The organism is Ruegeria sp. A4, from assembly GCF_056543025.1.
In genome coordinates, this window is sequence record NZ_JBQGAW010000001.1 from 1,210,107 (window position 1) to 1,234,048 (window position 23,942).

25 protein-coding genes are annotated in these 23,942 nt (G+C 60.0%); 2 read left to right on the top strand and 23 right to left on the bottom strand.

Annotation, left to right across the window (positions count from 1 at the left end):
- From nuoH to ACR0E2_RS06130, 20 genes are all read right to left on the bottom strand, one after another.
- Positions 1 to 1,038, bottom strand: coding sequence for an NADH-quinone oxidoreductase subunit NuoH (gene nuoH / locus ACR0E2_RS06035; RefSeq protein ID WP_152458581.1), 1,038 nt, complete (start codon positions 1,036 to 1,038; stop codon positions 1 to 3).
- Between the two features lie 204 nt (positions 1,039 to 1,242).
- Complete coding sequence (nuoG, locus tag ACR0E2_RS06040; protein ID WP_480445655.1) at positions 1,243 to 3,264, bottom strand: NADH-quinone oxidoreductase subunit NuoG; 2,022 nt, start codon at positions 3,262 to 3,264, stop codon at positions 1,243 to 1,245.
- Between the two features lie 5 nt (positions 3,265 to 3,269).
- Positions 3,270 to 3,674 (bottom strand): DUF5333 domain-containing protein, encoded by a 405-nt coding sequence (locus tag ACR0E2_RS06045; RefSeq protein ID WP_171227957.1) that lies wholly within the window; start codon positions 3,672 to 3,674, stop codon positions 3,270 to 3,272.
- A 98-nt stretch (positions 3,675 to 3,772) separates the two neighbouring features.
- Complete coding sequence (locus ACR0E2_RS06050) at positions 3,773 to 4,123, bottom strand: hypothetical protein (RefSeq protein ID WP_480445657.1); 351 nt, start codon at positions 4,121 to 4,123, stop codon at positions 3,773 to 3,775.
- A 37-nt stretch (positions 4,124 to 4,160) separates the two neighbouring features.
- A complete protein-coding gene (locus ACR0E2_RS06055) occupies positions 4,161 to 4,577 on the bottom strand; it encodes an MAPEG family protein (RefSeq protein WP_171115040.1) in 417 nt (138 codons plus the stop codon).
- A gap of 5 nt (positions 4,578 to 4,582) precedes the next feature.
- Complete coding sequence (gene nuoF / locus ACR0E2_RS06060) at positions 4,583 to 5,881, bottom strand: NADH-quinone oxidoreductase subunit NuoF (protein ID WP_152458587.1); 1,299 nt, start codon at positions 5,879 to 5,881, stop codon at positions 4,583 to 4,585.
- Positions 5,882 to 5,893: 12 nt separating this feature from the next.
- The gene (locus tag ACR0E2_RS06065; protein ID WP_480445659.1) at positions 5,894 to 6,115 is read right to left on the bottom strand and encodes a DUF5337 domain-containing protein; all 222 of its coding nucleotides are present in this window, start codon (positions 6,113 to 6,115) and stop codon (positions 5,894 to 5,896) included.
- A gap of 30 nt (positions 6,116 to 6,145) precedes the next feature.
- A complete protein-coding gene (locus ACR0E2_RS06070; protein ID WP_480445661.1) occupies positions 6,146 to 7,303 on the bottom strand; it encodes an NADH-quinone oxidoreductase subunit E in 1,158 nt (385 codons plus the stop codon).
- Positions 7,303 to 8,526, bottom strand: coding sequence for an NADH-quinone oxidoreductase subunit D (locus tag ACR0E2_RS06075; RefSeq protein WP_171115034.1), 1,224 nt, complete (start codon positions 8,524 to 8,526; stop codon positions 7,303 to 7,305). Before ACR0E2_RS06075 ends, ACR0E2_RS06070 begins: the two co-directional genes overlap by 1 nt.
- A 123-nt stretch (positions 8,527 to 8,649) precedes the next feature.
- The gene (locus ACR0E2_RS06080; protein WP_010442775.1) at positions 8,650 to 8,823 is read right to left on the bottom strand and encodes a hypothetical protein; all 174 of its coding nucleotides are present in this window, start codon (positions 8,821 to 8,823) and stop codon (positions 8,650 to 8,652) included.
- Positions 8,823 to 9,428, bottom strand: coding sequence for an NADH-quinone oxidoreductase subunit C (locus ACR0E2_RS06085; RefSeq protein WP_171227954.1), 606 nt, complete (start codon positions 9,426 to 9,428; stop codon positions 8,823 to 8,825). The genes ACR0E2_RS06080 and ACR0E2_RS06085 overlap by 1 nt, the downstream gene beginning before the upstream one ends.
- Positions 9,429 to 9,439: 11 nt before the next feature.
- Positions 9,440 to 9,973, bottom strand: a complete 534-nt coding sequence (locus tag ACR0E2_RS06090) for a NuoB/complex I 20 kDa subunit family protein (RefSeq protein WP_010442777.1) — start codon at positions 9,971 to 9,973, stop codon at positions 9,440 to 9,442.
- Positions 9,964 to 10,329 (bottom strand): NADH-quinone oxidoreductase subunit A, encoded by a 366-nt coding sequence (locus ACR0E2_RS06095; protein WP_068335558.1) that lies wholly within the window; start codon positions 10,327 to 10,329, stop codon positions 9,964 to 9,966. Before ACR0E2_RS06095 ends, ACR0E2_RS06090 begins: the two co-directional genes overlap by 10 nt.
- Positions 10,330 to 10,523: 194 nt before the next feature.
- The gene (locus ACR0E2_RS06100; protein ID WP_480445662.1) at positions 10,524 to 11,306 is read right to left on the bottom strand and encodes a crotonase/enoyl-CoA hydratase family protein; all 783 of its coding nucleotides are present in this window, start codon (positions 11,304 to 11,306) and stop codon (positions 10,524 to 10,526) included.
- A gap of 1 nt (position 11,307) precedes the next feature.
- Entirely contained in the window at positions 11,308 to 12,159 is an 852-nt protein-coding gene (locus ACR0E2_RS06105) for a hydroxymethylglutaryl-CoA lyase (protein WP_152458594.1), read from the bottom strand.
- A 78-nt stretch (positions 12,160 to 12,237) separates the two neighbouring features.
- Positions 12,238 to 14,172: an acetyl/propionyl/methylcrotonyl-CoA carboxylase subunit alpha gene (locus ACR0E2_RS06110; protein WP_480445664.1), complete on the bottom strand. Its 1,935-nt coding sequence runs from the start codon at positions 14,170 to 14,172 to the stop codon at positions 12,238 to 12,240.
- Positions 14,173 to 14,177: 5 nt separating this feature from the next.
- A complete protein-coding gene (locus ACR0E2_RS06115; RefSeq protein ID WP_171615922.1) occupies positions 14,178 to 14,603 on the bottom strand; it encodes an ASCH domain-containing protein in 426 nt (141 codons plus the stop codon).
- A 1-nt stretch (position 14,604) separates the two neighbouring features.
- Positions 14,605 to 16,209 (bottom strand): carboxyl transferase domain-containing protein, encoded by a 1,605-nt coding sequence (locus ACR0E2_RS06120; RefSeq protein WP_480445665.1) that lies wholly within the window; start codon positions 16,207 to 16,209, stop codon positions 14,605 to 14,607.
- Between the two features lie 87 nt (positions 16,210 to 16,296).
- The gene (locus ACR0E2_RS06125; protein WP_171329734.1) at positions 16,297 to 16,824 is read right to left on the bottom strand and encodes a lysozyme inhibitor LprI family protein; all 528 of its coding nucleotides are present in this window, start codon (positions 16,822 to 16,824) and stop codon (positions 16,297 to 16,299) included.
- Positions 16,821 to 18,431: an AMP-binding protein gene (locus ACR0E2_RS06130; RefSeq protein WP_480445667.1), complete on the bottom strand. Its 1,611-nt coding sequence runs from the start codon at positions 18,429 to 18,431 to the stop codon at positions 16,821 to 16,823. The genes ACR0E2_RS06125 and ACR0E2_RS06130 overlap by 4 nt, the downstream gene beginning before the upstream one ends.
- Before the next feature lie 136 nt (positions 18,432 to 18,567).
- On the opposite strand from ACR0E2_RS06130, the gene ACR0E2_RS06135 reads away from it, so the two are divergent.
- A complete protein-coding gene (locus ACR0E2_RS06135; RefSeq protein WP_171205456.1) occupies positions 18,568 to 19,170 on the top strand; it encodes an OmpW/AlkL family protein in 603 nt (200 codons plus the stop codon).
- Between the two features lie 52 nt (positions 19,171 to 19,222).
- Here ACR0E2_RS06135 and ACR0E2_RS06140 read toward each other — a convergent pair whose 3' ends face one another.
- From ACR0E2_RS06140 to ACR0E2_RS06150, 3 genes are all read right to left on the bottom strand, one after another.
- On the bottom strand, positions 19,223 to 20,386 hold the full coding sequence (locus ACR0E2_RS06140; protein WP_480445669.1) for an isovaleryl-CoA dehydrogenase: 1,164 nt from the start codon (positions 20,384 to 20,386) through the stop codon (positions 19,223 to 19,225).
- Positions 20,387 to 20,550: 164 nt separating this feature from the next.
- Complete coding sequence (locus ACR0E2_RS06145) at positions 20,551 to 21,741, bottom strand: DegT/DnrJ/EryC1/StrS family aminotransferase (protein WP_480445671.1); 1,191 nt, start codon at positions 21,739 to 21,741, stop codon at positions 20,551 to 20,553.
- Between the two features lie 39 nt (positions 21,742 to 21,780).
- A complete protein-coding gene (locus tag ACR0E2_RS06150; RefSeq protein ID WP_480445672.1) occupies positions 21,781 to 22,452 on the bottom strand; it encodes an HAD-IA family hydrolase in 672 nt (223 codons plus the stop codon).
- A gap of 134 nt (positions 22,453 to 22,586) precedes the next feature.
- On the opposite strand from ACR0E2_RS06150, the gene glmU reads away from it, so the two are divergent.
- Positions 22,587 to 23,939, top strand: coding sequence for a bifunctional UDP-N-acetylglucosamine diphosphorylase/glucosamine-1-phosphate N-acetyltransferase GlmU (gene glmU / locus ACR0E2_RS06155; RefSeq protein WP_480445674.1), 1,353 nt, complete (start codon positions 22,587 to 22,589; stop codon positions 23,937 to 23,939).
- The last annotated feature ends 3 nt before the right edge of the window (positions 23,940 to 23,942 follow it).

Below are 23,942 nucleotides of genomic sequence, written 5' to 3' on the forward strand. Positions count from 1 at the left end.
TCAGCCTCCTACGCTCCAACGGGCAAATGCGCCCCAGAACCAGTCGAATTTCGCCGCGAAGGCCACGAAAACCACCCAAGCCAGCGAGAATGGCAGGAACACTTTCCAACCCAGCCGCATCAGCTGGTCATAGCGGTAGCGGGGCGTGATCGCCTTGACCATCGCGAAGATGAAGAAGAAGAACGCCATCTTGGCGACCATCCACAGCACGCCATCGGGCAGGCCCGGGATCGGCGACAGCCAGCCGCCGAAGAACAGCAGAGAGGTCAGCGCGCACATCAGGAAGATGGCGATGTATTCGCCTGCCATGAAAAGCAGGAAAGGCGTGGCCGAGTATTCGACCTGATAACCGGCAACCAGTTCCGATTCCGCCTCGGGCAGGTCGAAGGGCGGGCGGTTGGTTTCGGCCAGGGCCGAGATGAAGAACAGGAACACCATCGGGAAATGCGGCAGCCAGTACCAGCTGAAGAAGCCGAACGAGCCGTCCTGAGCACGCACGATGTCACCAAAATTCATCGAGCCGGTCGAGATGATCACACCGATGATGATCAGGCCGATCGAAACCTCGTAGGAAATCATCTGCGCGGCCGAGCGCAGCGAGCCCAGGAACGGGTACTTTGAGTTAGACGCCCAACCGCCCATGATCACGCCATAAACCTCGAGCGAGGACACGGCGAATACATAGAGGATGGCCACGTTGATATCCGACAGAACCCAGCCATCGTTGAACGGGATCACCGCCCAGGCGATCATGGCCAGAACGAAGGATGTCAGCGGTGCGAGGATAAAGACCGTCCGGTCGGCGCCCGCAGGAATGACGACCTCTTTCACCACATATTTCAGGGCATCCGCCACCGATTGCAGCAGGCCATAGACGCCCACCACGTTGGGGCCGCGGCGCATCTGGACAGCGGCCCAGATCTTGCGGTCCCCATAAACAAGGAACAACAGTGAAATCATCACAAAGGCAACAACGGCAAGCACTTGCGCCAAAATGATGATGGCTATTCCGCCTGGGGTGTTAAAGAATTCAGCCATTGGTCCTCACACCGTGGGTATTCCGTTTTCCGCGCGCGATGCAAAGGCCAGAAGCCTGCGCAAACTGCGGCTGGGTCGGCGCGTTGGTGTAAACAGCATCTGCCGCCATTGCGCCACCCTTAATATTCGGTTTCACACGCAAATCTGGCGCGGCGAACTGCCACCCGGCAGCCGCTTTTGCCTGCGATATGAAACAGGTCTGGGTCATTCCGCCGCGATCTTCTCGGATTTGCGGGCCTGCGCCTGTGCCGACAGCTCGGCCATCAGCTGTGAAGCGCGTGCGATCGGGTTGGTCAAGTAGAAGTCCTTGATCGCATAGCGGAAAGTTGCGTTGCCCAGAGCACCGGCGTCGAGAGCTTTCACTTCGTTCTCGATCACTTCGTCGATGCGGGCCAGATGCGGAACCGCCTCGATCAAGGCCGTGCGCAGCTGTGCCAGAGAGTCGTAGGGCAGTGTTGCGCCCAGTTCGGCCGACAAGGCGCGCAGGATGGCCCAGTTCTCCTTCGCCTCACCCGGCGCAAAACCGGCTCGCATCGCCAACTGAGGACGACCTTCGGTGTTTACGAACACGCCGTTTTCCTCGGTATAGGCCGCGCCTGGCAGGATCACATCGGCGCGGTGCGCGCCCCGGTCACCATGGCTGCCCTGATAGATCACAAAGGCGCCTTCGCCGATCTCGACCTCATCCGCACCAAGGTTGTAGATCACATCGGCGGCGCTGATCGCGTCCATTCCGCCTTCGTTCGTGGCACCCACATCCATCGCACCGACGCGCGACGCCGCAGTGTGCAAAACGATCAGACCACTTTCCGTATTGGCCGCGATGGCTTGCGCAGCAGCCAGCACGGCGGCGCCGTCCGCTTCCTGCAAAGCGCCCTGCCCGATGATGACCAACGAACGTTTGCTCTTGATCTCGTCATCTCCGCCCATGTCGACAACTTTTTGCAGCGCTGTTCGATCATCGCCAACATGGTGGTAGTCATATGTCAGATCGACCGCAGGACCGACCAAAGCGACTTCGGCCCCATGCGCCCACGTCTTGCGGATGCGCGCGTTCAGGACAGGCGCTTCGTCACGTGGGTTTGTACCGATCAGCAGGATGCGTTCCGCGGTGTCGATATCTTCAATCGCGGCGGTACCGGCATAGGCGCCACGATTGCCCGCCGGAAGCTTAGCACCATCGGTACGGCATTCGACAACACCACCCTGCCCTTCGATCATCTGTTTCAGCGCAAACGCCGCCTCGACCGGAGCCAGATCACCCACGATACCGGCAGGTTTCTCGGCGCCCTTCAGCGCCTCTGCGGCCCTGGTCAGCGCCTCGGACCATGAAGCCGGGCGCAGCTTGCCGTTTTCACGGACATAGGGCTTGTCCAAACGCTGACGGCGCAGGCCATCCCAGACGAAACGTGTCTTGTCGCTGATCCATTCCTCGTTCACGCCGTCATGATTGCGCGGCAGGAAACGCATGACTTCACGGCCTTTGGTATCGACGCGTATGTTCGATCCCAACGCATCCATCACATCGATGCTTTCGGTTTTGGTCAATTCCCACGGACGCGCAGTAAAGGCGTAGGGCTTGGAGGTCAGCGCCCCGACAGGGCACAGATCGATGATGTTGCCCTGCAAATTCGAATCCAGCGTCTGGTTCAGATACGAGGTGATCTCGGCATCCTCACCGCGCCCGGTCTGACCCATCTGAGTTATCCCGGCAACTTCGGTGGTAAAGCGCACGCAGCGCGTACAGCTGATGCAGCGGGTCATTGCGGTGCCAACCAACGGGCCAAGATCCAGATCATCGACCGCCCGCTTTGCTTCCTTGAAGCGGGATCCGGACATGCCATAGGCCATCGCCTGATCCTGAAGGTCGCATTCGCCACCCTGATCGCAGATCGGGCAATCCAGCGGATGGTTGATCAGCAGGAACTCCATCACGCCTTCGCGGGCCTTTTTGACCATGGGCGAGTTCGTCTTGACCACCGGGGGCTGGCCTTCAGGCCCCGGACGCAGGTCACGCACCTGCATCGCGCAGGATGCCGCAGGTTTCGGCGGCCCGCCGACGACCTCGACTAGGCACATCCGGCAATTGCCAGCAATCGACAGACGCTCGTGATAACAAAAGCGCGGCACTTCGACCCCGGCTTGTTCACAAGCCTGGATCAGGGTCATCGCGCCATCGACTTCGATTTCCTGTCCGTCGATATTGATCTTGCGGAGGTCAGACATGGCTTTCAATTCGCCCTCAAATAAACGCCAATGGCGCTGTTTCTTTGGATTTCCTTCTGCCCCAGAGTGCAGAATGTGTTGGGGTTGTCATAGGTCACGCCATTCGAAGCCAGATACGCCTCGCCCTTGGCGCGCATCCGGTCCTTTTCAGCATCCGATTCGACGTAAGAGCGGATTTCGGTATCCGAATACCCCAGCTTGTTCGCCTTGGACCGCAGCCCCCACATCACACTGATCGCTTTCAATCGACGCCCGCTGATCGAGGGGCAATATTCCGAAATTTCATTTGCGATGGCGATGTAATAGAGTTCGTTATCGATCTCTTTGACATCCCTCAAGGGCGGCTTCGCATTTGCGACGGCAGGCAATGTGATCAAGGCAGCCAGCGCGAGTGTTTTGGCAAAAGACATGGATCTTCCCTTCGTTTTGGACGCACCAAAACGAACCGGTCCGGTCTTGCTAGGCAATAGCGGCCGGCAATCCGTGTCGTGATATGCAAAACCGCGCGTCATGGCCGTTGGCATTTTCCCGCAAAGGTCAATTGATCATCACTAATGCGCAGGTTTTGCGGTTCGGTGTCCGGCCCCACTTTCCAATCGATCCGCGAAGACCCGAAATTCTGCACGCAAAACTTGGTTCCTTCGTGTCGGCCGGCCTCACGCGCGCCATCCAGCGATGCGGACGCACCCTTCACCACAACGGTAAAATCCGTTGGCGATGCTTTCTTGTCGACCGCCTTCGCCTTTGCCTTGAACGCCTTTCCATCGAACAGAATACGATCTTCCGACGGCTTGATGATGCCGCAGGCGGACACGCTTGCCAGTGCCAGCAGGACTAAAAGGGTTCTTGGGGCCTTCATACTATCCCTCTTCGTGTTTTCATCTGCCGGGACGCCATCAGAACGCCGCCACCAATGCCATAAGCCCAATCACAAACATGCAGGCCCAGCCCAACACATACAGCACGGACCGAAGGCCACTGTTCGGCTTGCCAATGCCTTTGATGTGCACCACCAGCATCACCAACCGCGCAACCAAAGCGACAGACGCCAGCAGATTGACCCAGAACGGGCTGGCGCCCAGCAATACCGCCGCAGTCACTACGGCCACAAACGCCGGAAGCGTTTCCGTTCCGTTCAGATAGGCCCGGTTCAGTCGATAGGCCTGATCAGAATAGTCCTGCTCAGGGGTTGCCCCCGGCGCGAGGCCCTTGCCCTGCTTGGCCAGCGCTGAAAACGGGGCCAGGAACAGAACCACCAGCGTGAAAAGCACAACCGATGAAATCGCGTGGCTGTATTCCGCAAACATGTCCATCCCGATCACTCCGCCGCCATCGCACCCATACGGCCCGATTTCTGAGCCTTGATGCGGTCTTCGATTTCTTCGCGGAAATTCCGGATCAGGCCCTGGATCGGCCAAGCGGCCGCATCGCCTAGAGCACAGATCGTGTGACCTTCCACCTGTTTGGTCACATCAAACAGCATGTCGATCTCTTCCAGCTCGGCCTCGCCGCGCACCAGGCGGTCCATGACCCGCATCATCCAGCCGGTGCCTTCGCGGCAGGGCGTGCACTGGCCGCAGCTTTCGTGTTTGTAGAATTTCGACAGGCGCCAGATCGCCTTGATGATGTCGGTGGACTTGTCCATCACGATCACCGCCGCCGTTCCAAGCCCCGAGCCCAGATCGTTGCGCAGATAATCGAAATCCATGATCGCGTCGCGCATGTTCTCACCGCGCACACACGGAACCGAGGATCCTCCGGGGATCACGGCCAGCAGATTGTCCCAGCCACCGCGAATGCCGCCGCAATGAGTCTCGATCAGTTCCTCGAAGGAAATCGACATCGCCTCTTCGACCACGCAGGGGTTGTTGACGTGACCCGAGATCGCAAACAGCTTGGTGCCCGCGTTGTTCTGGCGGCCGAAACCTGCGAACCAATCCGCCCCACGGCGCAGGATCGTGGGCACGACGGCGATGGATTCGACGTTGTTCACGGTCGTCGGGCAGCCATACAAGCCCGCACCTGCGGGGAACGGCGGCTTCATCCGCGGCATGCCCTTTTTACCTTCGAGGCTTTCAATCAGCGCGGTTTCCTCGCCACAGATATAGGCGCCTGCCCCGTGGTGCAGAAACAGGTCGAAATCCCAGCCCGAGCCGGCGGCATTCTTGCCCAACAGACCCGCGTCATAGGCCTCGTCGATCGCGGCCTGCAACGCCTCGCGTTCGCGGATGTACTCACCACGCAGATAGATGTAGCAGGTGTGGGCGTTCATGGCGAAAGACGCGATCAGGCAGCCCTCGATCAGCGTATGCGGATCATGGCGCATGATCTCGCGGTCTTTGCAGGTGCCGGGTTCGGATTCGTCCGCGTTGACCACCAGATAGGACGGGCGCCCGTCGCTTTCCTTGGGCATGAACGACCATTTGAGACCAGTCGGGAAACCCGCGCCGCCGCGTCCGCGCAGCCCGGAATCCTTCATCGTCTGGATGATCCAGTCGCGCCCTTTTTCAATCAGGCCAGCAGTGCCGTCCCAATGCCCGCGGGCCTGCGCACCTTTCAGCGTGCGTTCATGCATCCCGTAGATGTTGGTAAAGATCCGGTCCTGATCCTTCAGCATCGCGTGTTACCTTCAGCTATCCTGACGCATGCGCCAGAGTTGAAAAATGTTGATGCCTGCATAGATGAACCCCGCCAGAGCGGCGAGATCAAACAGCAGCGCATGCCGGGCTGTCAAACCCAGCGCGGGGCCAATGAACAGGTTCATCGCAAGCCAGATCAGCATGGTCACGGCGATGACCACCCCGATATGTCGGCCCTTGCGGGCTATGGCCTGTTCCTTGTCCTTGTCCATCTTCCCCCGAAGCCCGGAACGGGCATCCGTCTAGTCTTCGTATGTGCCCTCGGATTTGGCACGTTTGGCGAATTCGGTTTCCTCACCGGCAGCAAGCTTGGCCGCCTGCTCGATCCAGCCATCGCGTTCGATCCGGCCTTTGAATTTCAACCGCGCATCGACCCAGGCCACATGTTCGGGCGTCCAGGCCGCGATCTGGTCGTAGTGATAGAAACCCAGCTCGTTCAGCGTTTCTTCCAGCTTGGGGCCGACGCCTTTCAACAATTTAAGGTCATCCGCCTTGCCGTCGCGTGCGGCGGTTAGAGTGTTAGGCTGGGTTTCCTGAACGTCTTGGCTATCCGTCTTTGCTGCAGCGCCCTCGGGAGATGCCGGTTCGGTATGGGTCGATTTTTTGGTTCCACTCTGTTGTGCCGCCGTCTTGCCGGGCTCCGGCTTTTTCGGCGGTTGAGGAGCGGAACCGGAAGCTTCGGCTTTGCCATCCTTGCCAAGCCAAGGTGTCAGGATCGGAACTTCGGTTCCGTCAATACGCTTGACCGTGTCCCCAAGCTCAGTCGCCAGTTCAACACTTGCGTTGTATTTCGGCTTGCCGGCTTCATATTCGGACAGGCTGGAAAGCCCTTTCAACGGCTCGGCCGCGTAACGCCCGTTCTGAGGGCCGGGCGTCGGCACTTTGCCCGCCACCAGATCATCGAGGATCCTGCCGAAGCTCTCGGCGGTCAGATCCTCGTAGTAATCCTTGCCGATCTGCGCCATCGGCGCGTTGGTGCAGGACCCGAGGCATTCAACCTCTTCCCAGCTCAGCTTGCCATCGGCAGAAAGTTCATGCGGTTTCGCGGCGATCTTTTCCTTGCAGACCGCGATCAGATCTTCGGCCCCGCAGATCATGCAGGACGTCGTGCCGCAGACCTGAATATGCGCCACAGATCCAACCGGTTGCAGCTGGAACATGAAGTAGAAGGACGCAACCTCGAGCACGCGGATATAGGCCATGCCCAGCATGTCGGCGATGGCTTCAATCGCCGGGCGGCTCAGCCAGCCCTCCTGTTCTTGCGCGCGCCACAGCAGCGGAATGACCGCGCTGGCCTGACGGCCTTCGGGGTATTTGGTGATCTGCGCTTCGGCCCATTGCTGGTTGGCAGCTGTGAAGGCAAAGCTTTCGGGTTGTTCGGGATGAAGACGGCGGAGCATTAGCGGTCAATCTCTCCAAAAACGACATCCATGGTGCCGATGATGGCGGCGACGTCGGCCAGTTGGTGGCCCTTGGCGACGTGGTCCATGGCTTGCAAGTGCAGGAAACCGGGCGCGCGCAGTTTGGCGCGGTACGGCTTGTTGGTGCCGTCGGCAACCAGATAGACGCCGAACTCGCCCTTGGGGGCTTCGACGGCGGCATAGACCTCGCCTGCGGGAACGTGGAAGCCTTCGGTATACAGCTTGAAGTGATGGATCAGGCTTTCCATCGAGGTCTTCATGTCCGAGCGTTTCGGCGGGGTGATCTTGCCACGCGCCAGCACGTCACCGGGGCATTCGCGGATTTTGACGATGGCCTGCTGGATGATCGACAGCGACTGGCGCATCTCTTCCATGCGCACCAAATAGCGGTCATAGCAGTCGCCGTTTTTGCCGACGGGGATCTGGAATTCGAACTCGTCATAGCATTCATAGGGCTGCGCGCGGCGCAAGTCCCATGCAAGACCCGACCCGCGCACCATCACGCCCGAGAAACCGTATTTCTGAATGTCATCTTCAGTCACGACACCAATATCGGCGTTGCGCTGTTTGAAGATGCGGTTTTCGGTCAGCAGACCGTCAATGTCGTCCAGAACGGCGGGGAACTCGTGGCTCCACGCCTCGATATCGTCCAGCAGTTCGGGCGGCAGGTCCTGATGCACACCACCGGGACGGAAATAGGCCGCGTGCAGACGGGCGCCGCAGGCACGCTCGTAGAACACCATCAGCTTTTCACGCTCTTCAAAACCCCAGAGCGGCGGGGTCAGCGCGCCCACATCCATCGCCTGCGTGGTCACGTTCAGCAGGTGGTTCAGGATGCGGCCAATCTCGGAATACAGAACCCGGATCAACGAACCCCGACGCGGCACCTCGACCCCGGTCAGCTTTTCGATGGCCAGACACCAGGCATGTTCCTGGTTCATCGGCGCCACGTAATCCAGACGGTCGAAATAGGGCAGGTTTTGCAGATAGGTCCGGCTTTCCATCAGCTTTTCGGTGCCGCGGTGCAGCAGGCCGATATGCGGGTCGCAGCGTTCGACGATCTCACCGTCGAGCTCGAGCACAAGGCGCAGAACCCCGTGCGCCGCAGGGTGTTGCGGGCCGAAGTTAATGTTGAAATTGCGGATCTTCTGTTCTCCGCTCAGCGCGTCCGTGCTGCCGTCATCGTATCTTGAGCCGTCCATCAACGCCCTCGTTTCTTTTTCGCATCGGCCCGAACCCGAACCTTTTCCGCCTCGGCCGCTTTGGCTGCGGCCCCGGCCAGAAGAACCCCCAACGCGCCCAGAATGATCAACTCACCCATCATCTCAGCGGCGCTCCAACTCTTGCAGTTTCAGCCCGACCCACCACAGCAGGGCGATCGTGCCAAAGGGAACCAGACACAGCAGACACCAGTATTTGTTGATCCCGAAGAACGGCAAAATCTTTACCATCGGAATGATGGTCAGCGCAGACAGGATCAACCACCAGATGCCACCCATTATTCTGTCCCCTGTTTCTCATCCCCCGGCAGAATGTAGTTCGCACCCTCCCAAGGGGACATGAAATCGAACTGACGGTATTCCTGCACCAGGCTGACGGGCTCGTAGACCACGCGTTTCTGCGCCTCGTCATAGCGGACCTCGGTATAGCCGGTGGTCGGGAAATCCTTGCGCAGCGGGTAGCCGCGGAATCCATAGTCGGTCAGGATCCGGCGCAGATCCGGGTGACCCGAGAACAGGATGCCGAACATGTCGAACACCTCACGTTCGAACCAGTTGGCCGAGGGGTGCACGTCAACGATGGACGGCACCATGTCTTCTTCACGGATCGAGACTCGCAGCCGGATGCGCTGGTTCTGGTACATCGACAGAAAGTGATAGACCACATCGAACCGTTTGGCGCGTTCGGGGTAATCCACGCCAGTGATATCCACCAGCGTCGAGAATTTGCAGCTCTGGTCGGATTTCAGGAATTCGACGAATTCCACAAGATTCGACGGTGCCACGTCCACGTTCAGTTCGCCATGGGTCACGTCCCATGACAGAACGCAATCAGAGCGTTTGATTTCCAGCTGTGCGCCGAGTTCCTTGAGTGCTTCGCTCATCAGCTCTCTCCTCAGCGGACAATTGTGCCGGTACGGCGGATTTTGCGTTGCAACTGCATCAGACCGTAAAGCAGTGCCTCAGCAGTCGGAGGGCAGCCGGGCACGTAGATGTCCACCGGAACAACCCGGTCACAGCCACGTACGACGGAATAGGAATAGTGGTAATACCCACCGCCATTCGCGCAGGACCCCATTGAGATCACATAGCGCGGCTCGGGCATCTGGTCGTAAACTTTACGCAGCGCGGGGGCCATCTTGTTGGTCAGCGTTCCCGCCACGATCATCACGTCCGACTGGCGCGGAGACGCCCGGGGCGCGATGCCGAACCGTTCCGCATCATAACGTGGCATCGAGGTATGCATCATCTCAACCGCGCAGCAGGCCAGGCCAAAGGTCATCCAGTGCAACGATCCGGTGCGGGCCCAGTTGATAATGTCTTCGGTCGAGGTCAGCAGGAAACCCTTGTCCTGCAACTCGGCGTTCAGGGCCTGAGTGGCGACTTCCTTGTCGACACCGGCAGTGTTGGCACCTGTCATCACTCCCATTCCAGCGCCCCTTTCTTCCATTCATAGGCAAAGCCGATGGTCAGAACGCCCAGAAACACCATCATGGACCAGAAGCCGACATCGCTGATGTCTCTGAAGCCCACGGCCCAGGGAAACAGGAAAGCGATCTCTAGATCGAAGATGATGAACAGAATCGAAACCAGATAGAATCGGACGTCGAATTTCATCCGAGCATCGTCGAAGGCATTGAAACCACATTCATATGCGCTGACCTTTTCGGGGTCGGGATTGCGGACGGCCAGTACGACGGCGGCCAGAATCAAGACGATCCCAAGGCCCACGGCAACGGCCAGAAACACCAGAATCGGGAGGTACTCCCGCAGCAGGTCTTCCACGAATAGCTCCTTTCCTGCGCACATGTCTTGTCGGGTGCGCCGTCAATTGGCGTGTTGACTGGACATTCTCTATCCCTGCGGGGTCAGAGGGTCAACCGAACACAGCCCCCTTCGCGATCAAACCTGCGTTTGACAGCGCGGCATAGAATCGCAGCACCGGCGTTTGACTTTGGCTTGGCGGAACCTGGTAAAACCTACTTATTCCATGCAGGTTTTCGTTTTTCAAAAAACGCCGCGATCCCTTCGCGTGCCTCTTGTGTTTCCCAGCGCTCGACCAACTCGCCTATGGTCTGATCGATCACGGCATCGTCGATGCGCGGACCCAGAGCGCGTACCAGCGCCTTGGCAGAGGCAACCGCCCCGGGCGCGCAAGACAAATAGGGGCGAATTTCGTCCTCAACCGCGTCCGACAGCCGATCTGCCGAAACGGTTTTCGCCAGCAGGCCCAGACCAACGGCCTCGGACGCATCAAACAAACGGGCAGACATGAACACCCGGCGCGCGCGGGCTTCGCCCATGCGGGCGATGACATAGGGGCCAATTGTTGCGGGGATCAGCCCCAGGCGCGTTTCGGTCAGCCCCATCTTCAGACTGTCGACCCCGATCGCGACATCGCACACGGCCGCCATGCCCACCCCGCCCCCAAAGGCATTGCCCTGCAACGCCCCGATCAGAGGCTTTGGCATCGTGTTCAGAGCCTGCAACATCTCGGCCAGTTTGCGCGCCTCTACAAAACGCGTCTTCTTGTCAGCCGCCATCTGGTCCTGCATCCATCCCAGATCACCGCCGGCACAAAACGTCTTGCCCGCCGCGGCCAGAACGACCGCCCGGACCGCGCCATCCTGACCAAGTTGCGATGCGGCCTCGGTCAATTCCGCGATCATCTGCCCCGACATGGCATTGTGTTTTTCCGGCCGGTTCAGGGTGAGCGTCGCGACACCACGCATATCCGTCGAGATCGTGATCGTTTCAAACATGTCAGCCCCTCAAAGCCCTGGCCATCTGCGCGGCCTCTTCAATAACGTCGATATCCAGGCCAGTTTCGTATCCCAGCCGCTGCAAATGCGCCGCAACATCCTCGGTGGCCACGTTACCGGCGGCACCCGGCGCGTAGGGGCAACCGCCCAACCCGCCCACGGCTGCATCGAACACCCGCACGCCCAGCGCCAATGCCGCATCGATATTGTCGATCGCGCGCCCGTTGGTGTCATGGAAATGCCCCGCCAGCCGCGTCACCGGAACCCTCTCGCGAACAGCCAAAAGCATATGAGCAACCTTGTCCGGAGTTCCCTGCCCAATCGTGTCGCCCAGCGAAACCTCGTAACAGCCCAGCGCGAAAAGCCGATCAGCAACCTCAGCCACTTTTTCGGGCGGCGTCGGACCGTCATACGGGCAATCCGTCACGCATGAGACATAGCCACGAACCGGCAGGTCGATATGCCGCGCCGCCTCCAGAATCGGCGTGAACCGCTCGATCGACTCGGCGATGGAGGCATTGATATTGGCCTTCGAGAATCCTTCGGAGGCCGAGGCGAACACGGCAATCTCGTCCGCCTTGGCCGCCAGCGCGTCGCCATAGCCATGCATGTTCGGCGTCAGCGCGGCATAGCGCACCCCATTCGCACGCGTGATCCCCCCCAGCACCTGAGCGGAACCCGCCATCTGCGGCACCCATTTCGGGGACACGAAGCTTGCAACTTCGATCCGGCGAAACCCCGCACGGCTGAGACAGTCGATCAAGGCGATCTTGTCCGCGACCGGTATTTCGCGCTTTTCGTTTTGCAGCCCGTCGCGTGGCCCGACCTCATAGATTTCGACCAGCTCACCCATGTCCGCCCCCCTTCTGGATTGTCGTCGCTTCAAGCAATTATCGTCTGACCTTGGCACGCCGCGTTGCGCGGGTACAGATCAAGCTTCGTCTTCCAACCTCACCAGAGCAGCCCCGGCTTCGACCTGCGAACCATCCTCGACCAGCACTTCGGCAACGATCCCGTCCCGCGCCGCAAGCAGCGAATGCTCCATCTTCATCGCTTCCAAAATGGCCAGACGATCGCCTTTCTGTACGGTTTGTCCCGCTGTGGCAAAGACGGCTTTGACCAGACCGGGCATAGGCGCCTCGATCACATTGGTGTCGCCGGTCGCGCTGGTATCCCGGTCCAGCGGATCGATGACGTCGAAGCTCTGACCGTAATCGGTGAAAACCGTCAGGGTCCCGTTATGTGCGGCAACGCGAGGCATCGGCGTGCCGTTCAACACCCAGCGCCCGGCAGTGCGTTCCGCAGCGACACGGTTTTCGCCAACCTGCCAAATCTGGCGATCCGGCCCATCGACCTGCACATCCAGATCCAGCACGTCGTCGCGACGGGACAATTGCACGGCACGATGCAGCGGCGCCCACAGCGAAAACCCGGTTTCCGGATCGACATCCACCAGATCCAATGCCGTCATCGCAGCCGCGACCGCGGTAACATCCGACGGCTCGGGTTCCTGCACCAACGTTTCAAGGTCTCGCCCGATCAGCCCCGTATCGACATCTCCCGAGGCAAATCCTTCGTGACGCGTCAACGCGCCCAGAAAGGCCAGATTGGTAACAGTACCTGCAACTTCGGTCTGTTGCAGCACCCGGTTCAACGTCTCAAGTGCAATGGCACGCGTCGATCCATGCACCACCACCTTGGCAATCATCGGGTCATACCACGGGCTGATCGTGTCCCCGGCGCGAACGCCGCTATCGGCGCGACAGTTGCCGGGGAAAACCAGATGAGTCAGCGTTCCCGTCGCGGGCAGGAACCCTTTCGGCACATCCTCGGCATACAAACGAGCCTCGAAGGCATGGCCAGAGATCGCAAGATCATCCTGTTTCTTGGGAAGACTCTCGCCTGCGGCCACGCGAAGCTGCCACTCGACCAGATCGATCCCCGTGATGGCCTCTGTCACCGGGTGCTCCACCTGAAGGCGCGTGTTCATTTCCATGAACCAGAACCTGTCGGGGCGCAGCCCGTCAGAGGCATCGACGATGAATTCGACCGTGCCCGCGCCTTTATAGCCGATCGCCTCGGCGGCGCGCACGCCGGCCTGCCCCATAGCCTCGCGCATTTCAGACGTCATGCCCGGGGCGGGGGCTTCTTCGATCACCTTCTGATGGCGGCGCTGCAACGAGCAGTCCCTTTCAAACAGATGAACGGCATGGGTACCATCGCCGAACACCTGCACTTCGATATGGCGGGGTTTGGCCACGAATTTTTCGACCAGCACGGCATCATTGCCGAAGGCGGTCCGGGCCTCGCCCCGCGCGCTGTCAAGCGCGGTCGCGAAATCCTCGGGGCGTTCGACAAGGCGCATCCCCTTGCCGCCGCCGCCCGCAACGGCCTTGATCAGAACCGGATAGCCGATCGCATCCGCCGCACCTGCCAGATGCTCGGGGTCCTGATTGTCGCCGTGATAGCCGGGCACGACCGGAACGCCGGCCTTCTCCATCAGAATCTTGGCCGCGTCCTTGAGGCCCATCTTGCGGATCGCATCAGCCGAGGGGCCGATGAACGTCAGCCCCGCCGCCTGCACGGCATCCACGAAATCGGGGTTCTCGGACAGAAAGCCATACCCCGGATGGATCGCCTGCGCGCCGGTGTCCAGCGCGGCCTGAATGATCACATCACCCTTCAAATAGCTGTCCGCCGGGGCGGGGCCGCCAATATGAACCGCCTCATCCGCCATCTGAACATGTTTTGCGGCCTCATCCGCATCGGAATAGACAGCAACGCAGGACACGCCCATGGACTGGGCCGTTTCCATGACGCGGCAGGCGATCTCACCCCGGTTGGCAATCAGAATTTTGTTGAACATGGCCTTCACCCTTCCAATGCCAGATCTTCGACGAGACGGAACCGTTCGCACACGAGTTTCATCTCGGGATCAAAGCCGCCGTTTCGCTGGAAATATCGACGATGATCTTCCCGCCATCCTTCAAGCGTTTCATTTTCACCTTCCGCCAAGGCGAATTCCTCGGTCACATCGCAGTAACGCTGGATCGAAACATCAACGGTTTCAATGACCAACGCCGGAGTGTCATCCCAGTTCAGCGCAATATCGCGGCGACCGGACTTGGGCATCTCAAGGCTGTCATCAGGATAGTTTCTGAGCGCGTCGCAGGTCGCTGTTTTACGGCCAGAACGGACCAAGGCCAGAAGCTCTGAACTCAGCACGGGGTTGTCGCCGAATTTGAAGGTTTGTGCACCGGGATAGCGGGCGATTATGTCTTTCAAACTCTCGCTCATCTCACATCCTGAACACGCCGAAACGTGTCTCCTCGATCGGGGCATTCAGAGCGGCGCTGAGCGACAGGGCCAGCACATCGCGGCTTTTGCGCGGGTCAATGATGCCGTCATCCCACAGCCGCGCCGAGGCATAGAGCGGATGCGACTGTTCCTCGAACATATCCAGCGTCGGGCGTTTGAACTCGGCCTCTTCTTCGGCGGACCAGGTGCCACCCTGCCGTTCTATCCCGTCGCGTTTGACGGTGGCCAGAACGCCAGCGGCCTGCTCGCCGCCCATCACCGAAATGCGCGAATTCGGCCAGGTCCACAGGAACCGGGGCTGATAGGCACGACCGGCCATGCCATAGTTCCCGGCCCCGAACGAGCCGCCGACCAGCATCGTGATCTTGGGCACCGACGTCGTGGCCACCGCCGTAACCATCTTGGCCCCATGCCGCGCGATGCCTTCGTTTTCGTATTTGCGACCGACCATGAACCCGGTGATGTTTTGCAGGAACACAAGCGGGATTTTGCGTTGCGAACACAGCTCGACGAAATGGGCACCCTTCTGCGCCGCCTCGGAAAACAGCACGCCGTTATTGGCGATGATCCCCACCGGGCAGCCTTTGACATGGGCAAACCCCGTGACCAGCGTTTCGCCGAAGCGCGGTTTGAATTCGTCGAACCGAGACCCATCGACCAGACGCGCAATCACTTCACGGATGTCATAGGGCGTGCGCAGATCAGCAGGGACAACGCCCAGGATTTCCTCGGGGTCATAGGCCGGGTCTTCGGGGCTGGCCCAGTCCACCGTCTGCGGCTTGTGGCGGTTCAGCGACCCAACCGCCCGACGGGCCAAGGCCAGCGCGTGCGCATCATCCTCGGCCAGATAGTCGGCGACGCCGGACAGGCGCGTGTGTACATCGCCGCCGCCCAGATCTTCGGCGCTGACAACCTCGCCCGTCGCGGCCTTGACCAGAGGCGGGCCGGCCAGAAAAATCGTGCCCTGTTCTTTGACGATGATCGTCACATCCGACATCGCCGGCACATAGGCGCCACCGGCCGTGCATGACCCCATGACCACGGCGATCTGAGCGATCCCCTTCGCGCTCATCCGCGCTTGGTTGTAGAAGATGCGGCCAAAGTGATCGCGGTCGGGAAAGACCTCATCCTGATTGGGCAGGTTCGCGCCACCGCTGTCGACCAGATAGATGCAGGGCAGATGGTTTTCCTCGGCAATCTCCTGCGCCCGCAGGTGTTTCTTGACCGTCATCGGGTAATAGGTGCCGCCCTTCACGGTGGCGTCGTTGCAGACCACCATGACCTGCTGCCCCTGCACAAGTCCAATGCCCGCGATGACGCCAGCACAGGGCGCGGCATCGCCATACATCCCATGCGCCGCCGTCGCCCCGATTTCGAGGAACGGAGACCCCGGATCAAGCAGGTTCGCCACCCTCCGGCGGGGGAGCATCTTGCCGCGGGATTCATGCCGCGCGCGGGACTTCTCTCCTCCGCCAATGCGGGCCGCTTCGGCGGCGGCAGAGATTTGGACCAGCGCGTCAAGATGGGCCGCGCGGTTTGCTCTAAAGCCCTCGGAAGCGGGCATGGCTTTGGATGTGAGTTTCATATCAGTGCTATCCCGTTATCCGTTCGATAAACTACAAGTAAGCTGCGCAGGCCGAAGCATCTTGGTCCAACCTGCGACTTGGTTGATTTATTGCTTGTCGACAAAACCGCCCAATTCAGCTTGAAGCGTTTGCATCTGCATGAGTGAAAGCCGCGATTTGCAATCGCCTACGACTGCGCCGTAGCCGGAGTTAATGGCATTCCAAGTCGCTTCAATCTCACACATCGCATCTCGGTACTCGATCCAGGCTCTTTGCGCCGCTCGCAACATCTCTTCACTTTCGGCAGTCCGTTCAGAACCATAGGCGTTGTTTCGTGCAGCCGCCAAATAAATGGGGTAAATCTCATTGAGCTTTGCATCAATTTCCTCGAATGCGGCGTAGCTACAATAATATGCGCCACCCGCCGTAGAGAGATTTTGTGTAAACCGATTGCAGCGACTTAGGGCGTGCTCAAAGCACGTCAGTTGGTCGGAGTATTCCCAATTGAAGCACTCAGCCAAATTGAGATGAGTCTCGGAATCAAAGTCATCAATAGACTGCAACGGTTGAGCGAGTGTTACCGCTGGAAACGCGCTGAACACACTGAAAACTATAGTTGAGATTAAGGCTCTCATTTTATTCCTTTTTCGTGTTTTTGTGGTTGTGTACCAAACGAATACGGTGCTTCAGCCAAAGCATCAATTCCCGCATTAGTTGAAATTGCAGTCTCCCCCGCCGCCCACGCCTTCAATTCCTTGCGGATCACCTTCCCCGTCACCGTCATCGGCAGTTCCTCCAGAAATGCCACCTCGCGCGGATATGAATAATGCGCAAGACGGTCCTTGACCCAATCCTGCAATTCGGCACCCGTGGCCTCGGCCCCCGGTTTCAACACCACATACGCCTTGACGATCTCGGTCCGCAGCGGGTCGGGCTTGCCGACCACGCCCACGGTGGCCACCGCCGGATGGGTCAGCAGGCAATCCTCGATCTCGGCCGGGCCAATGCGGTAGCCGGCCGAGGTGATCACGTCATCGTCGCGGCCTACAAAGCGCAGATAGTCGCCTTCCCACACGCCACGATCTCCGGTGATCAGCCAATCGCCCTGGAACTTCTCGGCCGTCGCTTGCGGATTGTTCCAGTATTCCAGCAGCATCGACGCCGAACCCCGCCGGATGGCGACATCGCCTTCCTCGCTGGTCGGGTTGCCGACATCGTCGATCACCGCGACTTCATGCCCGGGCACCGGCTTGCCGATACAGCCGGGTTGAACAGGGAAATCCTCGGCGCAGGAGGATACGACCATGTTGCATTCAGTCTGGCCGTAGAATTCGTTGATCGTCAGACCAAACGCACCTTGGCCCCAGGCCAGCATCTCGGCCCCCAGCGGCTCACCCCCGGACGCAACCGAGCGCAAACCGGGGATCGCCTGATCCGCCGCCTTGAGCATCCGCAAGGCGGTCGGCGGAAAGAACACATTCCGCACCCCGCCCCGCGCAATGATCTCGGCGCAGGCTTCCGGGGTGAACTTCTCAAGCCGTGCCGCGACAACCGGAATGCCCAGCGCAAGGCCCGGCATCAGCACATCGAACAACCCGCCGATCCACGCCCAATCCGCCGGGGTCCACAGGCAGTCTCCTTCGCGCAGGTGATTGTGGCTGATCGAGACACCCGGCACATGCCCGGTCAGAACCCGATGCCCGTGCAGTGCGCCTTTCGGGCTGCCGGTTGTACCAGAGGTGTAGATCAATACGGCAGGATCCTCGGGCCCGGTCGCGGCATAGGGCAGCGCAGGACCGGTCACGCCAATTTCGGATGCGATAAGAGGTTCAGCCAGATCGCCCAGCAGATCCGCTCCTTCAGCATCGGTCAGCACGATCTGAACGCCTGCATCGCGCGCTCGCGACCGCAGCGCATCCTGCTTGAACAACTTGAACAAGGGCACCGAAATCGCGCCGATCTTCCAGATCGCCAAATGAGCTGCCGCACACCAGGGTGACTGGCTCAGCAGCACTCCGACCCGATCACAGGGCCAGACGCGGGCCAGCAGGGCGCGGGCGATCCCATCAGCCATTTGCGCCAGTTGCCCATAGGTTATCAGCCGCCGCCCTGATCCGGTCAGATCGATAAGCGCCACCTGATCACCCGGATGGTTCAGACATTGCTGCGCCATGTTCAGCCGGTCCGGTATGTCCCAGCCTCCTCCTGAGCGCAAACCCGGTATGCGCTCAGCGTGCAGCAACGCGAACTCCCCTTGTTTTCCTGATGCTTCGCGACCTGACCTTGGGCAGACACATCACGCAAACTTGATGCAGATCAGAGTGGCCGGACACCGCCTTTGCGAAACCAAGAGCATCAACATAACCAAAGGCAAGAATATGACAAAGAAACTCGCCGCTTTGACACTGTCTACCGCGTTGGCCGCCCTGGCGGCTCCGGCTTTGGCCCAGTCGCAAGGGGACTGGACGCTGGGTATCGGTGTTGGCTATCTGGACCCGAAATCCGACAACGGCACGCTGGCCGGTGCGGCAGCGACGATCGACGCGGACACCCGCCCGATTTTCACCGCCGAGTACTTTATTCGCGACAACCTGGGCATTGAGCTTCTGGCTGCGACCCCGTTCAAACACACCGTGGCCCTTGGCGGTACGGACGCGGCCACGGTCAAGCACCTGCCGCCCACCTTGTCGCTGAACTATCACTTCCCGACCAACAGCGCCTGGAAACCCTATGTCGGCGCCGGTCTCAACTATACGATCTTCTTCGACGAGCAATCGCCCCTGGGTAACATCAAGGTCGATGACTCCTTCGGCGTCTCGTTGCAGGCCGGTCTGGATTACATGGTCACCGACAACGGGGCGATCCGCCTGAACGTGCGCTGGTTCGACATTGACTCGGACGTCTCGCTCAACGGCGCCCCCATCGGCACCGCGGAAATCGATCCCTGGCTGGTCGGTGTTTCCTACGTCCATCGGTTCTGATCCCGTTTCCAAAGCGCCCTGCGGTTACCTCGTCCGCAGGGCGTTCTTTCTTTCAGAGCATTTCATTCATCATTTCGCGGCCGATCAGCATCCGGCGAATCTCGCTGGTGCCTGCACCGATCTCCATCAGCTTGGCATCCCGGAAAATCCGGCTGACCGGCGCATCCGACAGGAAGCCCGCCCCGCCCAGCGCCTGAACCGCCTGATGGGCCTGAACCATCGCCTGTTCCGACGCGTAAAGGCAGCACGCTGCCGCATCCTGCCGGGTCACGTCACCGCGGTCACACGCCTTGGCGACTTCATAGACATAGGCCCGTGCCGAGTTCATCGCGGTGTACATGTCGGCAATCTTGCCCTGCATCAACTGAAAGCTGCCGATGGGTTTGCCGAACTGCTTGCGTTCCGCCAGATAAGGCATCACTTCGTCCAGACAGGCGGCCATGATGCCGGTCCCGATGCCTGCCAGCACGACCCGCTCATAATCCAGCCCCGACATGAGCACGGCAACACCCTTGCCCTCTTCGCCCAACACGTTCTCGAACGGCACCTCGACGTCTTCAAAAATCAGCTCAGCCGTGTTCGACCCGCGCATACCCAGCTTGTCGAAATGGGGCGAGGTTGAAAAACCCTTCATCTCTTTTTCGATCAGAAATGCGGTAATACCCTTCGATCCGGCATCGGGGTCCGTCTTGGCATAAACCACCAGAGTATCCGCATCCGGCCCGTTGGTGATCCAGTATTTGTTGCCGTTCAGACGGTAATGGTCGTTCCGCTTTTCCGCGCGCAGCTTCATCGACACCACATCCGACCCGGCCGAAGGTTCCGACATGGCCAGCGCCCCCACATGCTCGCCCGAGATCAGCCGCGGCAGGTACTTTTGCTTCTGTTCTTCATTGCCGTTCAGCTTGATCTGGTTCACGCACAGGTTCGAATGCGCCCCGTATGACAAAGAAACCGAAGCTGAAGCGCGCGCGACCTCTTCGACGGCGATCGTATGCGCCAGATAAGACATGCCTGCACCGCCGTACTCTTCCGGCACGGTAACACCCAGCAGACCAAGCTCTCCCATCTCTTTCCACAGCTCGTTCGGAAAGGCATTGTTGGCGTCGATCTCGGCCGCCATCGGCTTGACACGCTCCTGCGCCCAGCGATGCACCATCTCGCGCAGGGCATTCACATCCTCACCCAGATCGAACTTCATCGTGGCCATGAACATCTGCGTCTTCCCTCCGCTTTAATGAACAAGTGTTCAATAAATCTCTAGCAGCGAATCTGCTGCCGGTCAATCTTTGTGACAGCGCGTCCGAAATGGAAAACGCCGCCCCACAAAGGGCGGCGTTTCAAAAGATCGAGCGTGCGCCGCAGGCGCACTCCGCTTGGTCAAGACTGATAAACCGCGCTCACTTCGGCCCGGATGATCCGGGCGATTAATCGACAATCCTCCAGGGAAAACGTCAAAGGCACGCGCATATCCATAACGCCGGCCAGAACGCGGTCACTTTCCGGCATCCGCTCGCTATCGAAATATCGCCAACTGTCATAGCGCGACGTGAATCCTGTCGGTTCGGCACCGCCGAACCACTTCAGCTCAACCCCACGCGCCGCGCAACGGCTGATCACTTCGGATATCCGTTCAGGCGCCCAATCCAGCAGCAGGAACTGAATCGAAGACCCGACATAGGTTTCCTCTTCGGGCCGTTCGACGATCGTCAGGCCCGGCGTACCCCGCAACCCGGTTTCGATCTCGCGATAACGTTCGTTCCACCGGGCCACCTGTCGGTCCAGATCCCGCAATTGCGGGCGCAGGATCGCCGCGCGCAAATTGTCCATCCGGCCAGAAACGTTGGGCGTGGTGTACTTGATCCGCTCGAACACCTCAGGCCCCGGCGCCGCCAGATGGCGTTCGTACAACATGTAGGACCCCGACAACATCGTGGCCTTGGCCGCCAGTTCCTCGTCATCGGTGACCAGCAAGCCCCCTTCGCCGGAATTGACATGCTTGTAGGTCTGACAGGAATAACACCCGATCGCGCCCTGCCGTCCTGACAACTGACCGCGCCAGGCTGCACCCATCGTGTGTGCGCAATCCTCGATCACGATCACCCCGGCTGCGTCACACATCTGCATCAGCCGGTCCATATCACACAGATGCCCGCGCATATGGCTGAGCATCAGAACACGCGCTTGATCCAGCTTGCCCTCAAGATCATCCAGATCAATGGTCAGGTCTTCCGTCACTCCGACAAATATTGCCCGCCCTCCGACCGAGGCGATGGACCCCGGGACCGGGGCCAGCGTAAACGCATTGGTTAATACCGGGTCGCTTGGCTGCACGCCAACCGCACGCAGGGCCGTGGCCAAAGCGTAACCGCCAGACGAAACCGCAAGACAGTATTTGGCCCCCATCTGCGCCGCAAATTCCTGCTCCAGCAGGGCCGTTTCCCCCAACTCTCCAGGGACGACATTGTATCGATGCAGACGCCCATGGCGCAGAACGGCCAGTGCCGCTTCGATTGCATCTTCCGGAAGGGGTTCCTGCTGCGTAAAGCTGCCAGAGAATACGTCGGTCATGGTCTTGTTCTGAGGCTCCGAAAGGGTCCGGTCAAGGTTTCAGGCTGCCGCACCGATCAGATCAGGCACGAGGCCGGGCAAGTCGTCAAAATGATGCAGAAGGGCTTCGGGTTCCAGCGCCGCCATGTCATCCCCCGATGGCCCGAAGGTAACCAGCACCGAAGGAACGCCCGCCGCTCTGGCGGTGTTGCGGTCGGTATCCGAGTCTCCGACCAGCACGCACAAGTCCGGATCGCCCCCGGCACGGCGCGCGGCTTCACGCAACGGCGCCGGGTCCGGTTTTCGGACCGGCAGCGTATCGGCCCCGACCAAAGATGCAAAACGGTCCCGCACCCCCATGCGTGTCAGCAACAATTCGGCCAGATGTTCCGGTTTGTTCGTGCAAATGCCCACACCGTAACCCGCGTCACTCAGTAACTCGACCGCCTGTAGTGCGCCGGGATAGAAACTGGTGTGGGTGTCGATGTCCTGCGCGTAGGCCTCAAGAAGAACCGGATAATAGGCCTGTACCGTATCCTCGTCATAGGCCCCGACACGTTTCAGCCCGTGAGTCAGCATCATGCGCCCACCTCGCAGCGCCACACCGGAATCCGGCCCGTGGACCAGTACATCCCCGTGTCCCATCTTGCGGAAACAATGGTTCGCGGCCGCCAGCAAATCACCGGATGTGTCCGCCAAAGTGCCGTCCAGATCGAAGATGACGGTGCGCATTTCGCCCCCTTGCTCGGCAGGTTTTCGCCGTATCCTGTTTCAATCGGCAATCTTGTTTGATGGCCGAACGGCTTGCGCCTTTGACCTCAGCGGATAAAACGGACGGCAACAAAACACAAAGAGAAAACGAATTCATGACCACTGCCCTTGTCATCCTCGCCGCCGGAAAAGGCACCAGGATGAATTCGGACCTTCCCAAAGTTCTGCATCCCATCGCTCAGGTTCCGATGCTGATCCATGCGATGCGCGCCGGATCTGTCTTGTCGCCCGAACATACCGTGATCGTCACCGGCCACGGGTCCGAAGCCGTGGCAAAGGTTGCACGGGCCGAGGATGAAGGGGCGCAGATCGCAGTGCAGGAAGACCAGTTGGGTACGGCCCATGCGGTCGCCCAGGCCCGGAGCGCATTGAGCGGGTTCGAAGGTGATGTGGTCGTTCTTTACGGCGACACCCCGTTCTTGCAGCCCGACACCCTGGAAAGAATGATCGAGGCACGGGCTGACAACGATCTGGTGATCCTGGGCTTCGAGGCCGCCGACCCGGCCCGGTATGGCCGTTTGGTGATGAAGGGCGACGCCCTGGAGCGGATCGTCGAGTTCAAGGATGCGTCAGATGAAGAACGCACCATAACCTTCTGCAACTCGGGCCTTCTGGCCTGTGACGCAGGCACTCTGTTCGACCTGATCGACGCGGTCGGAAACGACAACGCGTCGGGCGAATACTACCTGACCGACGTGGTCGAGATCGCGCGCGACCGCGGCCTGAAGGTCACTGCCGTTTCGTGCGACGAGGCGCAGACGCTGGGCGTGAACTCTCGCGCCGATCTGGCTGCGGCCGATGCCGTGTTCCAGGCCCGCGCCCGGGCCGAACTGCTGGATCTGGGCGTCACATTGATGGCGCCTGACACGGTGTATCTGGCCGCGGATACGGTGGTCGGGCGCGATACGGTGATCGAACCGAATGTGGTGTTCGGCCCGGGCGTCACGGTCGAAAGCGGCGCAACGATCCGCGCCTTCTCGCATCTTGAGGGCTGCCATGTCAGCCGGGGCGCTGTCGTCGGCCCCTACGCGCGCCTGCGCCCCGGCGCCGAACTGGCCGAAAACACGCGGGTCGGCAATTTCGTCGAGATCAAGAATGCCGAAATCGCCGAAGGCGCAAAGATCAATCACCTCAGCTATATCGGGGACGCTTCGGTTGGCGCGGCGACCAACATCGGTGCGGGCACGATCACCTGCAACTATGACGGAGTGATGAAGCACAAGACCACGATTGGTGAGAATGTCTTTGTCGGCTCGAACACCATGCTGGTGGCGCCGGTCGCAGTGGGCGACGGCGCGATGACCGCGACGGGCACTGTCGTGACCAGGGATGTGGACCCTGATGCGCTAGCCGTTGCGCGGGCCAAGCAGGAAAACAAGCCCGGATATGCGCGCAAATTGTTTGATATGTTGAAGGCGAAAAAGGCTCGCCGCGATAAAAAGGCCTGAGAT